Raw genomic sequence first — 14,415 nt, 5'->3', positions numbered from 1 at the left:
AGCGAAGCGTATTCATGGCACGTGAGCACCGGAAGCCTCGCATAATCCCAAAAAGCTGCAGACTTTTCGGTTCAGATTATGCGAAAGCAAATCTCAAATTGCCATTTTCGCATATATAGGACGTTTTTTGGAACAGGCTCTCAGCAATCACCGTCTTCTGGCTTCCGCGATGAGCCTTGAAATTAAACAGGATGAACCATCCGAGCAGTTAACGATTATTCGAGAAGAAGCATCGATAGCACAGAAGTTGAGATGTCATGTGGCACAATACGGGATAAACACTTAGTGGAACTATCCGTGACAATCGGATTCTGTATCTGGTCTTCCACTAAAGAAGCACTCCTCTTCTGTCGTGTGTGTCTCCTTATTTGATAAAGTCGCCCTCCTAAAACGCCAACTCTCTCCCACTGATCAGGATCTAAAGGTGTTATGCGATAATTTGTACTGCTTTCTCTGTAAAGATGCGTAAGATCAGCAGATATTTGTCGAAGCAGCCCTTCATTTCCTGATGGATCTTGAATATAATTATACATATTGCGATTAAGTCGACTGAGATACTGAAATCTATCACGTCCTACAATGTATTCTGCATAAATTTCAAAACCTTCATTCTCGTTTTGATATCGAGGATCATTTCGCGGCGCGTGCGCGGGATCATCCACTCTATTCATGCCTGATGGCCCCTCAAACAAGTTTCCCGGAGCCCACAAAAAATAGTCGCTGAACGCATCTAAGCCCTCTGGCTCAATCGTTCCTCCAGGCACCACTCGACCACTCGCAAAACCATCCGCAAGATCCATAGCCTGTGCAACTTCAGCATACGTTATTGCAGGACAAGTAGCCGTTCGCCTGCGATCAAGAGAATCCGCAGCCATCCGACCAAACGTACTCCGCGCCATAGTCCTGAAATTAACCCAGGCTGTATGCAACCTCCGTAAATGGCCTGGGTGCGCCACTACGGTTGCAAAAAAAGCTCGAAGACGTTCTTGAGGAATAATATGGTGGCGACTTGCCTCAATGGGAAACTCTTGCGGAGAGCCTTGACGAGTCGCTGTATTCCTCGTCAGATCAAGCGTGTATCGGGACAACGAAAGAAAGGGGGCGACCGCCCTTAATTGACGCGCTAATGAAAATGCACCTTTGAGAGGAGGATCAACTGCATTGGCCCTCATCGGAAAAGTAACGAGAACGACTATAAGAGAACCAAGGATAGCCTTCTTTATATACATATGATTACTCAATAAATTATATAAATATAAAATAATATCAGAAATTATTTCCAATATATTTAACAAATAATAAAAATATATTACTTTGGATCCATATCGATTTTATTTACATCACCAGTACTATTATCGCAAAATAAATTTACAGGATAATAACCAGATTTAGCTGCAAGCAAAAGAGCATAAATAGCGCGACCATATTCTGTGTTTAATCCAGATTTTTTCGACAAAGTTAGCCACGTATTTCTATTATCCTCTTCTATCGAAAATGTTGGGTAATAATTAGGTGCTTCATAGGAAATCGCCTTAATATGCACCTTGGTTGTATTGTCCGGACATTTTTTGTAATCATTAGCGTAAGCATTCTCATGCATAGCGATAAATGAAAATACGATCGAAGCGAAAGTAAATAATTTAGAGGGAATTTTCATAAACTATCCTTTTTAATTATAATAATATAGTATGCTTCAAAATTAATAACATGAAGATATTTCAAGCGATTATCAGCCGTACTTAGAGGGTTCTATTCAAGATATTTTAATAAAAAAAGAATTATACAGAACTGGTTCCAACAAAATATGCTTTGTATATTCTAGAGCAGTTGCGGTTGAAACGGAATCGTGGGACCGCTCTATCCATTTGTTTATAGGCATCGAAGCGGGATCAGACACCAGTCCAGTCGACTGATTTCCCCGCGTAGACGCTACGCACTTTTGCTGGAAATGCTCTAGTTGCAATAATTAGCAGAAGCTTACGCAACAATATACAGCAGTATATTGCTACATATTCGTCTTTCGCAGATTTTGCGCTTAGAGCCTGAATCGTAATGAATGGAGCGAATCAGACAGATGCAGGTATGAACTTGGTCAGTACCGTGGTACGCGTTTGTGGCACGCGAGCGAATGTGGCGTCATGCCAAGACATCGAAAATCAAAGGGAAATTCAATTCACAAAGTGAATGGTGGAGCCAAGCGGGATCGAACCGCTGACCTCCTGCATGCCATGCAGGCGCTCTCCCAGCTGAGCTATGGCCCCATCAGACCTCTTTCGAGGTGGGCCAGACAGAACTTGCTGTCCGGTGTGGCGGCTTATTAAATGGCGTTTGCCAGAAGATCAAGAGCTAAATCGCAACTCTTTTCACATCTGCGAAAATAATTTGCCGATTGTCCGCTTCTGCCGCCGGAGGCTGTGGAAAGCTGCCTCTGCGCAGGCCGAAAAAGAAAGGGCAGCCCGTGGGCTGCCCTGTCGTAAACACTGGGAAATCAAGCTGATTCTGCGGGATCAGCCTTCTTCGTCGTCGCCACCGACGCCACCACCGAGGATGCCCGACATATCGTCGTCCTCGTCTTCTTCCTCTTCGAGGAAGGTGTCGTCATCGTCGTCGCCCAGATCGACATCGTCGTCGTCCAGATCCGGCAGATCGTCGCCGCCACCCTTCGCTTCATCGTCGGCGTCTTCAAGAGAAACGAAATCCGGCTTTTCCAGTGCCGTATCCAGTTCTTCCTCTTCGGCTTCTTCTTCAACGACGCGCGCTTCTGCATTCGCGTCGAAATAGGACCGCGGATAGGCGATGCCGGTGTAAGGCGAAACGATCGGATCGCGATTCAGATCGTAAAACTTCTTGCCCGTTTCCGGGTCGATGCGCTTGGTACCAAGTTCAGCTTTTGCCACGTTGAGCCTCGTGAGTTTTATTCCCGTTACGCCTGTGGCGGGGGCCACTTTTCATCCGGGGGCATAAATTCATTTCAAAAACGCGCCGGCTGATCCTGTCAGACCACCCATATGCCCGCAATATACCGAAAGACCGGTCCACAGCAGGAACAGCGGAGGGTGCCGCGTCTTTGCCTTTGTTGTTCGGTGCATAAACGCAATTTAGCGGGTTTGTCAAAGCGAAAGACGCCGAATAGCCAAGACTCTTTATTATAGGCGTGTCCGGCAGACCATCGATGGCGTATTCGCGGATGACCGCATGGTATTACTATGCTAGTGAAGCCCCGCTTATCTCTCAATCCCGGCGCGCGATCGCGCCAAAAATGCGACAGTGAAAAATCCATGTCCCATTCCGCTTCCCCGAAACCTGCAGTCGCCCGCCGCTCGGAGGCACTGGCCGGCGAAATTCGCATTCCGGGCGACAAGTCCATTTCTCACCGTTCCTTCATGTTCGGCGGCCTGGCATCGGGCGAGACCCGTATTACCGGCCTGCTTGAAGGTGAAGACGTCATCAATACCGGTCGCGCCATGCAGGCCATGGGCGCCAAGATCGAAAAGGATGGCGATACCTGGATCATCCATGGCGTCGGCAATGGCTGCCTGCTTGAACCCGAAGCACCGCTCGATTTCGGCAATGCCGGCACGGGAGCGCGCCTGACCATGGGCCTCGTCGGCACCTATGACATGACCACAGCCTTTATCGGTGATGCGTCCCTTTCGCGCCGGCCGATGGGCCGCGTGCTTGACCCGCTGCGCCAGATGGGCGTGCAGGTGAAGTCAACCGATGGCGACCGCATGCCGCTGACCCTCGTTGGACCGAGCGTCGCCAATCCGATCACCTATCGCGTGCCAATGGCTTCCGCGCAGGTGAAGTCGGCAGTGCTGCTGGCCGGTCTCAACACGCCGGGCGTCACGACCGTCATCGAGCCGGTCATGACCCGCGACCATACCGAAAAGATGCTGCAGGGTTTTGGCGCTGATCTCACCGTCGAGACCGACAAGGATGGCGTGCGCCATATCCGCATCACCGGACAGGGCAAGCTGATCGGCCAGACCATCGATGTTCCGGGCGACCCATCCTCAACGGCTTTCCCGCTGGTTGCAGCGTTGCTGGTCGAAGGTTCGGATATCACGATCCGCAATGTTTTGATGAATCCGACCCGCACGGGCCTGATCCTCACCTTGCAGGAAATGGGCGCTGATATTGAAGTCCTTAATGAACGTCTCGCTGGCGGTGAAGATGTCGCCGATCTGCGCGTGAAATCGTCGAAGCTCAAGGGCGTCACCGTTCCGCCGGAGCGTGCGCCTTCGATGATCGACGAATATCCGGTGCTGGCCATCGCTGCGACTTTCGCGGAAGGCGAAACGATCATGGACGGGCTTGATGAGCTGCGCGTCAAGGAATCGGATCGTCTGGCAGCGGTTGCCCGCGGCCTCGAAGTCAACGGCGTCGATTGCACGGAAGGCGAGATGTCGCTCACCGTTCGCGGTCGTCCCGACGGCAAGGGCATCGGCGGCGGTGTCGTCGCCACCCATCTCGATCACCGTATCGCGATGAGCTTCCTTGTCATGGGCCTTGCCTCTGAAAAGCCTGTGACCGTTGACGACAGCACGATGATCGCAACCTCCTTCCCGGAATTCATGGACCTCATGACCGGAATGGGCGCGAAGATCGAGCCGAGCGAAGCCGAATGAAGCCATTCATCGTCGCCATCGATGGACCGGCAGCCTCGGGCAAGGGAACCCTTGCCCGGCGCATCGCCACGCATTACGGCATACCGCATCTCGATACCGGGCTGACCTATCGCGCAGTCGCCAAGGCGCTTCTCGACAAGAACCTGCCGCTTGATGATGAGCTGCTGGCAGCCGATGCGGCCCGCCATCTCGACTTACGCGAAATGGACAAGACCGTGCTCTCCGCCCATGATATCGGCGAGGCCGCATCCAAGGTTGCGGTCATGCCAGCCGTGCGGCGTGCGCTTGTCGAAGCCCAGCGCCATTTTGCGGCGGCCCTTCCGGCCAGCGTCCTCGATGGTCGCGATATCGGCACGGTGGTCTGCCCCAAGGCGGAGATAAAGCTGTTCGTCACCGCTTCGCCGGAAGTACGCGCCGAGCGGCGTTACGACGAGATTGTTTCAAAGGGCGGCGCTGCCGACCTTGGGGAAATTCTCGCCGATCTGAAGAAGCGCGACGAGCGCGACACCAACCGCACTGATTCTCCTTTGCGCCCTGCCGAAGACGCGCACTTGCTTGATACGAGCGAAATGAGTATAGAAGCGGCATTTCTGGCGGCGAAAAACCTCATCGATGAGGCTCTCGCGCGTCATAAGGCATAACGGACCAGCATTTTAAGGCTCTTTGGCCTGAATTTGCCCCGGAAATGCTGGAAAAATGCCCGGTCGGCCCTATATAGGCTGCTCGAATAACAAATAGTCTGACTTCGCGTTCCACGCGCCGGTTGTCTGCAAAGACGGAGCCGAGGTCGGACAGTGTACAACACGAACCCCCGGCGCCGCATCCGATGAATTTTCCGGATGCATCAGGAGTATATATGTCTCAATCCAACCCCTCCCGCGCAGATTTCGAGTCCCTGCTGGCAGAATCCTTCGCGCAAAACGATCTTGCTGAAGGCTATGTCGTCAAGGGCCGCATCGTCGCCATCGAAAAGGACATGGCGATCATCGACGCCGGTCTGAAGGTCGAAGGCCGCGTACCGCTGAAGGAATTCGGCGCAAAGGGCAAAGACGGCACGCTGAAGCCGGGCGATGAAGTTGAAGTTTACGTCGAGCGTATCGAAAACGCTCTCGGCGAAGCTGTTCTCTCGCGCGAAAAAGCACGTCGTGAAGAAAGCTGGGTCAAGCTCGAGCAGAAGTTCGCCAATGGCGAGCGCGTCGACGGTGTGATCTTCAATCAGGTCAAGGGTGGTTTCACCGTCGACCTCGACGGCGCTGTTGCCTTCCTGCCGCGTTCGCAGGTCGACATCCGTCCGATCCGCGACGTCACCCCGCTCATGCACGTCCCGCAGCCGTTCGAAATCCTCAAGATGGACAAGCGTCGCGGCAACATCGTTGTCTCGCGTCGTACCGTTCTTGAAGAGAGCCGTGCGGAACAGCGTTCGGAAATCGTCCAGAACCTTGAAGAAGGTCAGGTCGTTGAAGGCGTCGTCAAGAACATCACCGATTACGGTGCGTTCGTTGACCTCGGCGGCATCGACGGTCTCCTGCACGTCACCGACATGGCATGGCGCCGCGTCAACCATCCGTCGGAAATCCTCACCATCGGCCAGACGGTCAAGGTGCAGATCATCCGCATCAACCAGGAAACCCATCGTATCTCGCTCGGCATGAAGCAGCTCGAGAGCGATCCTTGGGATGGTATCGGCGCGAAGTACCCGATCGGCAAAAAGATCACCGGCACCGTCACGAACATCACTGACTACGGTGCATTCGTGGAAATCGAGCCGGGCATCGAAGGCCTGATCCACGTTTCCGAAATGTCGTGGACCAAGAAGAATGTCCATCCGGGCAAGATTCTCTCCACCACCCAGGAAGTCGAAGTCGTTGTGCTCGAAGTTGATCCGGTCAAGCGCCGCATCTCTCTCGGCCTCAAGCAGACCCTCGACAATCCGTGGACGACGTTCGCTCAGAAGTACCCGACCGGCACCGTTGTTGAAGGCGAAGTCAAGAACAAGACCGAATTCGGCCTGTTCATTGGTCTCGACGGCGACGTTGACGGCATGGTTCACCTCTCCGATCTCGACTGGAACCGTCCAGGCGAACAGGTTATCGAAGAGTACAACAAGGGCGAAGTGGTCAAGGCTGTCGTTCTCGACGTCGACATCGACAAGGAACGCATCTCGCTTGGCATCAAGCAGCTTTCCGGCGACAAGGTCGGTGAAGCAGCAGCTTCGGGCGAACTGCGCAAGAACGCCGTTGTAACCTGCGAAGTGACCGCTGTTACCGATGGTGGCCTCGAAGTTCGTCTGGTCGATCACGACCTCGACAGCTTCATCCGCCGTTCGGATCTTTCGCGTGATCGCGAAGAACAGCGTCCGGAACGCTTCACGGTCGGTCAGAAGGTTGACGCGCGCGTCATCGCTTTCGACAAGAAGACCCGCAAGCTGCAGGTCTCGATCAAGGCGCTCGAAATCGCCGAAGAAAAGGAAGCTGTCGCTCAGTACGGTTCGACCGACTCCGGCGCTTCGCTCGGCGACATCCTCGGTGCCGCTCTGAAGAAGCAGGAAAAGAACTAATCTTTTCCCTCTTCTTGCAAACACGGAAAAGCCCGCTTTATAGCGGGCTTTTTCTTTTGGTTTTTCATAATAATACGCAATTTTTGTATTTTAATTAGTTCTAAAATTAATTTGACTCCTCTCTATATTCGTTTTATTTGCGGATGTTACTTACATTTGCTTTGTTATATTTAGGAGAAATATATTGGGTGCAAGATTTTCCATGATCGCGTCTGGCATTTTGGCTCTGATGGCCACGAATGCCTATGCCGCAGACGTCATTGTTCCCGAGGCACCTGTTGCACCAGCAGTCCCGATTGCCACTCCCTTCAACTGGGGCGGCGCTTATATCGGCGGGCAGGTCGGCTACGGATGGGCAAATACCAAATACACGGTCGGACCGTCCTATAACTCCAAAGGAAAACTGGACGGTTTCCTCGGCGGTATTTATGCCGGGTATAATATTGATACCGGGACAAATGTTATCTTGGGCGTTGATGGCGATTTCACTGGCACAGCGGTTGGCAAGACCGAATCTGTCGGAGATCTCGCATCAGGCAAAACGCAATTGCGTTGGTCTGGGGCAGCCCGCGCGCGCGTGGGTTACGCCGTTGACCGTTTCCTGCCTTATATCGCTGGCGGCGTGGCGTTCGGCAATATCGAAGACAAGCTGCATGTTCTAGGCGAGAAGCTTTTGTCGGAATCGAAAACACAGGCCGGCTGGACCATCGGAGGCGGTATTGATTACGCTGTGACCGACAATATCGTCACCCGCGTTGAATATCGTTACACCGATTTCAACAAGCACAACTTCAATTTTGATAATACCAGCGTTGGTGGCAGTGGCAAGCTGTCGACAAACGAAGTTCGTCTCGGCGTCGCTTATAAGTTCTGATTGAACATTTGTCCTGAGATCAGGAAACAGCCCTGTCCTCGCATCGAGGCGGGGCTGCTTCCGTCACACGACACCGAGCATATGAATCAGCCCCAGACTGATGATACCGAGCGCCAGCAGCGAGAGAACCGCCGTCAGCGTTACCCGCCCGCCAGCCTGTGCGACCGAGCGCACATCGACACCAAGACCAAGCGCCGCCATTGAAATGATGGTCAGGAGCGTCGAGGCATATTGAATACCCGGAAGAAGCGCTTCCGGAATGAGATGCAGCGAGTGCAGCGCCATCATTCCAAGAAAGCCAATGATGAACCACGGCACCAGTTGGAAAAAGCCCGGCTTTGCATGCGCGTTTTTATTACCGGCAAGAACCGCCAGCGCCAGAATGACCGGACCGAGCATCAGCACGCGCACCAGCTTCACCAGCGTGCCCAACTGCACACTGATGGCGGCGACCGGAGCTGTCGCAGCCAGCACCTGCGGCACAGCATAGACCGTCAGCCCCGCCAGCACGCCATATTGCGTGTGCGACAGGCCGAGAAGCGGCACCAGCAATGGCAGGCACAGCACGACAACCACGCCGAGGATCGCCGTAAAAGCGATGGAGGCGGCAACATCTTCGCTTTCGGCCCCGATGACCGGAGCCGTTGCCGCTATGGCCGAGTTACCGCAAATCGAGTTGCCGCAAGCCACCAGCACCGCCATGCGATGCGGCAGCTTGAGCAGCCGCCCGATACCGTAGCTCAATCCAATCGCCAGAAGGACCACGCAGGCGATGCCGAGAATAAGGCCCGAACCTGCCGCGATCACTGCGCTGACACTGATCGAAGCGCCGAGAAGCACCACGGCGATTTCCAGAATCATCTTTGCCGAGAAGCTGATGCCCTTGCTGAATTGCTTGCCCGGACGCAGGAAAGTCCGCACCGCCGTGCCAAGCAGAATGGCAATCACCAGCGCTTCCAGCCATGCTCTGCCCGCATAATGCACTTCGATCTTCTCGAGACCGATCGCCATTGCGGCTATGCCAACGCTGAGCGCAAGTCCGGGCAGAATTTTCTGGATTTTTGAGTATGTCATTATCGGCATTTCGTATCGAATGAGAATTTCATTCCGATCTGATGCCTTATTTCCTCTGTTCAATCCATTTCATTATATGGCATATTTCATTCGATATAATCGAACGAATGACGCTATGACCCTGGAACAACTGCGTATTTTCATTGAAGTGGCGGAGCGGGAACATTTGACCCGCGCCTCCGAGGCTCTACATCTGACGCCCTCGGCCGTCAGCTCGGCAATCCGCACCCTCGAAGAGCGCTATGGTGCAACATTATTCAACCGCATCGGGCGTCGTATCGAACTCTCCGGAGACGGACGACTGTTTCTGGATGAAGCACGTGCAACGCTGGCGCGCGCACGTTCTGCCGAACGTATGCTGTCTGAATTCGGTGGCGGCAAGCGTGGCATTCTCTCCATCCATGCCAGTCAGACCATCGCAAGCTATTGGTTGCCGCCCTTTCTGGCACAGTTTCACAGCATCTTTCCGCTTGTCGAAGTGCGGCTGACCGTGGGAAATACGGAAAGCGTGACTGCGGCAACGCAGGAAGGCGCAGCCGATATCGGCCTCGTCGAAGGCTCCGTGCAGGTGCCGGCGCTTTCCATCAGCAAGGTGGCGACGGATCAGCTTATTCTGGTCACGCGCCCTGACCACACATGGAATAGCGCGGGACGCCTCTCGTGGGACCAGCTATTTGAAGGAAAATGGATATTGCGCGAACAGGGATCTGGAACGCGCAGCGTCTTTGAAGATGCCATGCGGGCCAGCGGCTATAATCCCGCACGATTGAACGTGGCGCTGGAACTGCCCTCCAACGAGGCCATTTGTTCAGCCGTGCGCTCCGGCGATTACGTCACCGCCATATCGGAACTGGTCGCTGCCCCGCATCTTGCCGCAGGAACGCTCGTCAAAGCAAACTTCATCCTGCCGCAACGCCAGTTTCTTATGCTATTGCACAATGACCGCTACAGAACAAAAGCGCTTCAAGCCTTTGCAGATGGGCTTCTTGCCGATACCAATCAGCGGATCTGACGCAGCAGTTCAGGCTGCGGAAAACAAGTCGAAGCCAAGCCGTTCTTTGCCTGCCACATGCCGATGGAGCGGCGTGTCTTGAAGCCCGGCAATCCGTCCGGCTTGCCGACATCATAGCCCTGCGCCTGAAAGCGCTTCTGCATGGCGCCGATATCCGAGCGATACATCGTGCCGACATTGCCCCACGGCCGCTGGAAATCGCCTGCACCATAAGCAATGCGGTCGCCGACATGGCCGATGAAGAGCGCATAGAGATCGCTCATATTATAGTCCTTGAGCACGTAGAAATTCGGGCTCACGATGAAGGCGGGGCCAAAACGACCGGCAGGCATGAGCAGAAAGCCTTCGCCCTTCATTTCGCTGGCTGGAAAAGCCTTGCCATTGACGCGAGTGATGCCAAGCCTGGCCCACTCGGCAATCGGCTTGCCCTGATCCGGGCCTTCCAGCGAGCAGGACATGCTCTGCGGGACATTGACCTCGAAACCCCAGTCACGCCCCTTCTGCCAGCCATGCAGCTTCAGATAATTGGCGATGGAAGCCAGCGTATCCGGCACAGAATTCCAGATGTCGCGCTTGCCATCGCCGTCGAAATCGACCGCGTGCTTGAGATAGGAGGTTGGCATGAATTGCGGCTGGCCAAGCGCGCCAGCCCATGAGCTTTTCATGGCGCTTTCGTCGATATAGCCTTTGGACGCAATTTCGAGCGCCGCGATCAGTTCCTTGCGGAACATGTCCTTGCGCGTCGCCATAAAGGCCTTCGTGCCCAGAACTTCAAACACATTATAGGGAATCTTGACCGTGCCGAAGCCCGATTCACGGCCCCATATCGCAACAATGATCGGGCCCGGAACGCCGTATTTCTGCTCGATGCGTTCCAGAAGACTGGAATACTGGCTGTAACGCGCCTGACCACCGCTTGTGACCGAGGCCATGGTCTTGGCATTGAAATACTTGCCCGGCGCGCCGAACTCAGCCTGTTTCTGCTCTTTGGGCGTCGATGGCTTTTCACCGGGGATGACCAGATCCGGCAATTTCCAATTGATGGCCACACCGGCAAAGGCCTGATCGAAGGTAGCGCGCGAAACACCCGCCGCCTTGGCCTCAGGCCAGAGATCTTGCTCGATCCAGTTGCGATACTGGCTTTCGACCTGCGCCTTGGAGGGCGCTGCGACGGCAGGAGAAACAGCAAGAATGACGACAAGCCCCAGAGCAGTTTTCAAAGCATGCTTCCAACGGCTTGCTGCCATCATGTTTCTCCTGAATAACTAAAGGGTGGTTCTCGCTCGCAAGGCGGCAGCCAGCGTGCCCTCATCCAGATAATCGAGTTCGCCGCCCACTGGGACGCCATGAGCGAGCCGTGTGACGCGAACCTCGAAATTCGCCAATTGATCGGTAATGTAATGCGCGGTGGTCTGGCCTTCGACAGTCGCATTGACTGCGAGAATCACTTCTTTGATCTCGCCGGTCGCGACACGTTCCACCAGCCCCTTGATATTGAGGTCGTCGGGACCGATGCCATCAAGCGGCGACAGGCGACCGCCCAGAACATGGTAGCGGACATTCATCGTACCCGCCCGCTCCAGCGCCCAAAGATCGGACACGTCTTCCACCACGATCAGCGTGGTGGGGTCGCGGCGCTCGTCCGTGCAGATGGTGCAGGGATCGGACGTATCGACATTGCCGCAGCACGAACAAATGCGCACCTTTTCGGCAGCTTCCTGCATGGCGCCGCCCAGCGGCACCAGAAGCGCTTCCTTCTTCTTGATGAGATGCAGCGCCGCACGGCGCGCCGAACGCGGCCCCAGACCCGGTACGCGGGCCAGAAGCTGGATCAGTCGTTCGATTTCGGGACCGGCGATTCGTTTGGACATTTTTTGTAAGGGAGTAAGGGAATAGGGGAATAAGTGAGTAGGGGACGAGAATGAGCGAATATGCGACATGGCGGCAACCAGCCGACCAAACATACTCCCCTATTCCCTTATTCCCCTACTCCCTTAAAACGGCAGCTTGAAACCCGGAGGAATCGGAAGACCCGCCGTCAGCGACTGCGTCTTTTCGGCCATTACGGCTTCAAGCTTTGCCTTGGCATCGTTGTGGGCCGCGATGATCAGGTCTTCGAGGATTTCGACCTCGTCTTCCTTGGCCAGCGACGGATCGATCTTCAGCGCCGACAAGGTGCCCTTGCCGGACAGGGTGATCGTCACCAGACCGCCACCGGAAGAGGCCGTGGCTTCCAGATTGGCGATTTCGTCCTGCATGGCCTTCATCTTGGCCTGCAATTCCTTCGCCTGCTTCATCATGCCCATCATGTCACGCATGGGTTTACTCCATAGTCTTCAATAATTCAGTCGTCTTCAGACGGCACACCGGGCACGTCAGCAACGGCGTCGAGGTCAATGTCCTCGTCATCGTTCTGTTCCGCCACGGCAATGCGCACGTCGGTGATTTTCGCGCCCGGAAAGGCCGCGAGAATGGCTGCCACATCTGGATCGGCACGTGCGTCGGTCACGAGATTGTCGCGACGCTCCGTTTCCGCTTCGGCAACCGTCTGGCTCGCGACATCACGCGCCACCGTCACCACCCAGCGAATGCCGGTCCAGTTCAAAAGATGCTGCGCGATCTCGCTCGGCAGCGATTTCGGCGCATCGTCGGTCAGGCCGATTTCAAGCCGCCCCGGCGCAATGGACGCCAGCCGTACGCAGTTCTTGACCAGAATCTTGAACTGCATGTTGCGATGCTTGTCGGCCATCGCAACAATGTCGTTCAGACTGTTGATCGGCACGGAAGGCTGCGGCGCAGTCTCAGCGACCGGCTGCGGAGCAGGCGGCTGAACCGGTTGTGGAGCCGTTTCCACGATACGCATGGCCGTGGCCGGGCCGCCCGAGGCGGATGCCATCGAGGCCGAACCGACGGCATCGGCCGCGAAACGTGCTTCCGGCGCGCCGTTGCCATTGGAGCGAGGATTGCCCGAAGGCTGCGGACGCGGAGCAGAAACAGAACCGTTTTCAAGGCCGCGCAAGGCTTCGTCCAGCGTCGGCAGATCGGCAGCATGCGCCAGACGGATCAAAAGCATTTCCGCAGCCTGCACCGGCCTTGTCGCCGTGTCCACTTCCGCAATCCCCTTGAGCAGCATCTGCCAGGTGCGCGACAGCACGCGCACGGAAAGCTTTTGCGCAAAATCTCGACCGCGCACGCGTTCATCTTCCGACAGCGACACATCTTCCGCCACATCGGGCGTGAAGCGCAGTCGTGTTACCAGATGATTGAAATCGGCCAGATCGGTCAGCACGACCGAGGGATCGGCGCCGACATCATATTGGGCGCGAAACTCGGTGAGAGCGCCAGCCACATCGCCGCGCATCAGCATTTCGAACAGGTCGATGATGCGGGCGCGGTCGGCAAGCCCCAGCATGGAACGCACGGCTTCCGCACTGACCTGACCGGCACCATGCGCAATGGCCTGATCGAAGATCGACAGCGAATCGCGGGCGGAACCTTCACCGGCTCGCGCAATCATGGCGAGCGACGCATCATCGACTTCGATCTGCTCGGCCTCCGCAATGCGGCGCAAATGCTGCGCCAGCGTGCCCGATTCGATGCGGCGCAGGTCGAAGCGCTGGCAGCGCGACAGAACCGTGATCGGCACCTTGCGGATTTCGGTGGTGGCGAAGATGAATTTCACATGCGGCGGCGGCTCTTCCAGCGTCTTCAACAGACCATTGAAGGCCTGATTGGACAGCATGTGCACTTCGTCGATGATATAGACTTTGTAGCGCGCAGAGACCGGGCGATAGCGCACCTGCTCGATGATCTCGCGAATATCATCGATGCCGGTATGCGAGGCGGCGTCCATCTCGATCACATCGACATGGCGGCCTTCCATGATTGCCTGACAATGCTCGCCGGGCACGGAAAGGTCGATGGTCGGCTGATCGACAGTATCGGTCTTGTAATTGAGCGCCCGCGCCAGAATGCGTGCCGTCGTCGTCTTGCCAACGCCGCGAACGCCGGTCAGCATCCAGGCCTGCGCGATGCGACCGGTCTCGAACGCATTTTTGAGCGTGCGCACCATCGGCTCCTGGCCGACGAGATCGTTGAAATTCTGCGGACGGTATTTGCGGGCGAGAACGCGATAGGCCCCATCGGCAGCTATGCCAGCGGATTTCGTATCCATGGCGACCCTTCCGTTCTTCCTGTTACGCTTTTTTCTCGACCGACAGTTTGGACCGGACGTATGAGCAAGGTCAACAACGGACACTGTTCATCA

General features: G+C 55.4%; 13 protein-coding genes and 1 tRNA gene. 5 read left to right on the top strand and 9 right to left on the bottom strand.

All coding sequences use genetic code 11. From position 1 onward, the window contains the following. Positions 1-215: 215 nt before the first annotated feature. From HWD97_RS01315 to HWD97_RS01300, 4 genes are all read right to left on the bottom strand, one after another. Complete coding sequence (locus HWD97_RS01315; RefSeq protein WP_371834608.1) at positions 216-1,229, bottom strand: hypothetical protein; 1,014 nt, start codon at positions 1,227-1,229, stop codon at positions 216-218. A gap of 80 nt (positions 1,230-1,309) precedes the next feature. Continuing rightward, positions 1,310-1,657, bottom strand: coding sequence for a hypothetical protein (locus HWD97_RS01310; protein ID WP_371834607.1), 348 nt, complete (start codon positions 1,655-1,657; stop codon positions 1,310-1,312). Positions 1,658-2,185: 528 nt separating this feature from the next. Next, positions 2,186-2,261, bottom strand: a tRNA-Ala gene (locus HWD97_RS01305). A 246-nt stretch (positions 2,262-2,507) separates the two neighbouring features. Further along, positions 2,508-2,897: a TIGR02300 family protein gene (locus HWD97_RS01300; protein ID WP_371834606.1), complete on the bottom strand. Its 390-nt coding sequence runs from the start codon at positions 2,895-2,897 to the stop codon at positions 2,508-2,510. Positions 2,898-3,278: 381 nt separating this feature from the next. On the opposite strand from HWD97_RS01300, the gene aroA reads away from it, so the two are divergent. The 4 genes from aroA (at position 3,279) to HWD97_RS01280 (ending at position 8,062) form a co-directional block, all read left to right on the top strand. Further along, positions 3,279-4,631, top strand: a complete 1,353-nt coding sequence (gene aroA / locus HWD97_RS01295) for a 3-phosphoshikimate 1-carboxyvinyltransferase (RefSeq protein ID WP_171316908.1) — start codon at positions 3,279-3,281, stop codon at positions 4,629-4,631. Continuing rightward, positions 4,628-5,272 carry a (d)CMP kinase gene (gene cmk, locus HWD97_RS01290; RefSeq protein WP_109368077.1) on the top strand — a complete coding sequence of 215 codons (645 nt, stop codon included), beginning with the start codon at positions 4,628-4,630 and terminating at the stop codon, positions 5,270-5,272. The genes aroA and cmk overlap by 4 nt, the downstream gene beginning before the upstream one ends. Positions 5,273-5,487: 215 nt before the next feature. Further along, positions 5,488-7,188: a 30S ribosomal protein S1 gene (gene rpsA, locus HWD97_RS01285; RefSeq protein ID WP_109368076.1), complete on the top strand. Its 1,701-nt coding sequence runs from the start codon at positions 5,488-5,490 to the stop codon at positions 7,186-7,188. A 202-nt stretch (positions 7,189-7,390) separates the two neighbouring features. Then, the gene (locus HWD97_RS01280; protein WP_371834617.1) at positions 7,391-8,062 is read left to right on the top strand and encodes an outer membrane protein; all 672 of its coding nucleotides are present in this window, start codon (positions 7,391-7,393) and stop codon (positions 8,060-8,062) included. Positions 8,063-8,125: 63 nt separating this feature from the next. Here the strand turns inward: HWD97_RS01280 and HWD97_RS01275 are convergent, their stop codons facing one another. Then, on the bottom strand, positions 8,126-9,145 hold the full coding sequence (locus HWD97_RS01275) for a YeiH family protein (RefSeq protein WP_371834605.1): 1,020 nt from the start codon (positions 9,143-9,145) through the stop codon (positions 8,126-8,128). Positions 9,146-9,251: 106 nt separating this feature from the next. Here HWD97_RS01275 and HWD97_RS01270 point away from each other — a divergent pair, with 106 nt between their 5' ends. After that, positions 9,252-10,148, top strand: coding sequence for a LysR substrate-binding domain-containing protein (locus HWD97_RS01270; protein ID WP_371834604.1), 897 nt, complete (start codon positions 9,252-9,254; stop codon positions 10,146-10,148). Here HWD97_RS01270 and HWD97_RS01265 read toward each other — a convergent pair. From HWD97_RS01265 to HWD97_RS01250, 4 genes are all read right to left on the bottom strand, one after another. Then, positions 10,136-11,395 carry a lytic murein transglycosylase gene (locus tag HWD97_RS01265; protein ID WP_371834616.1) on the bottom strand — a complete coding sequence of 420 codons (1,260 nt, stop codon included), beginning with the start codon at positions 11,393-11,395 and terminating at the stop codon, positions 10,136-10,138. The two genes, HWD97_RS01270 and HWD97_RS01265, sit on opposite strands and share 13 nt — an antisense overlap. Positions 11,396-11,413: 18 nt before the next feature. Continuing rightward, complete coding sequence (gene recR / locus HWD97_RS01260) at positions 11,414-12,019, bottom strand: recombination mediator RecR (RefSeq protein ID WP_078337776.1); 606 nt, start codon at positions 12,017-12,019, stop codon at positions 11,414-11,416. Between the two features lie 123 nt (positions 12,020-12,142). Continuing rightward, positions 12,143-12,466: a YbaB/EbfC family nucleoid-associated protein gene (locus HWD97_RS01255; RefSeq protein WP_078337775.1), complete on the bottom strand. Its 324-nt coding sequence runs from the start codon at positions 12,464-12,466 to the stop codon at positions 12,143-12,145. A gap of 26 nt (positions 12,467-12,492) precedes the next feature. Continuing rightward, positions 12,493-14,322: a DNA polymerase III subunit gamma/tau gene (locus tag HWD97_RS01250; RefSeq protein WP_371834603.1), complete on the bottom strand. Its 1,830-nt coding sequence runs from the start codon at positions 14,320-14,322 to the stop codon at positions 12,493-12,495. Between the last annotated feature and the right edge of the window lie 93 nt (positions 14,323-14,415).

Source organism: Ochrobactrum sp. C6C9 (assembly GCF_022627935.1).
In the GTDB taxonomy this organism is placed as follows: Bacteria; Pseudomonadota; Alphaproteobacteria; order Rhizobiales; family Rhizobiaceae; genus Brucella; species Brucella teleogrylli.
The sequence above is the reverse complement of the archived record's forward strand: the minus strand, read 5'-3'. Positions and strand labels throughout refer to the sequence as shown.

What these genes read in the sequence shown, in the direction of transcription:
- cmk (WP_109368077.1), top strand. Translation starts at nt 4,628, where the DNA reads ATGAAGCCATTCATCGTCGCCATCGATGGACCGGCAGCCTCGGGCAAG.
- HWD97_RS01270 (WP_371834604.1), top strand. Translation starts at nt 9,252, where the DNA reads ATGACCCTGGAACAACTGCGTATTTTCATTGAAGTGGCGGAGCGGGAA.
- HWD97_RS01315 (WP_371834608.1), bottom strand. Translation starts at nt 1,229, where the DNA reads ATGTATATAAAGAAGGCTATCCTTGGTTCTCTTATAGTCGTTCTCGTT.
- aroA (WP_171316908.1), top strand. Translation starts at nt 3,279, where the DNA reads ATGTCCCATTCCGCTTCCCCGAAACCTGCAGTCGCCCGCCGCTCGGAG.
- HWD97_RS01255 (WP_078337775.1), bottom strand. Translation starts at nt 12,466, where the DNA reads ATGCGTGACATGATGGGCATGATGAAGCAGGCGAAGGAATTGCAGGCC.
- HWD97_RS01250 (WP_371834603.1), bottom strand. Translation starts at nt 14,322, where the DNA reads ATGGATACGAAATCCGCTGGCATAGCTGCCGATGGGGCCTATCGCGTT.
- HWD97_RS01280 (WP_371834617.1), top strand. Translation starts at nt 7,391, where the DNA reads ATGATCGCGTCTGGCATTTTGGCTCTGATGGCCACGAATGCCTATGCC.
- HWD97_RS01310 (WP_371834607.1), bottom strand. Translation starts at nt 1,657, where the DNA reads ATGAAAATTCCCTCTAAATTATTTACTTTCGCTTCGATCGTATTTTCA.
- HWD97_RS01275 (WP_371834605.1), bottom strand. Translation starts at nt 9,145, where the DNA reads ATGCCGATAATGACATACTCAAAAATCCAGAAAATTCTGCCCGGACTT.
- recR (WP_078337776.1), bottom strand. Translation starts at nt 12,019, where the DNA reads ATGTCCAAACGAATCGCCGGTCCCGAAATCGAACGACTGATCCAGCTT.
- HWD97_RS01265 (WP_371834616.1), bottom strand. Translation starts at nt 11,395, where the DNA reads ATGGCAGCAAGCCGTTGGAAGCATGCTTTGAAAACTGCTCTGGGGCTT.
- rpsA (WP_109368076.1), top strand. Translation starts at nt 5,488, where the DNA reads ATGTCTCAATCCAACCCCTCCCGCGCAGATTTCGAGTCCCTGCTGGCA.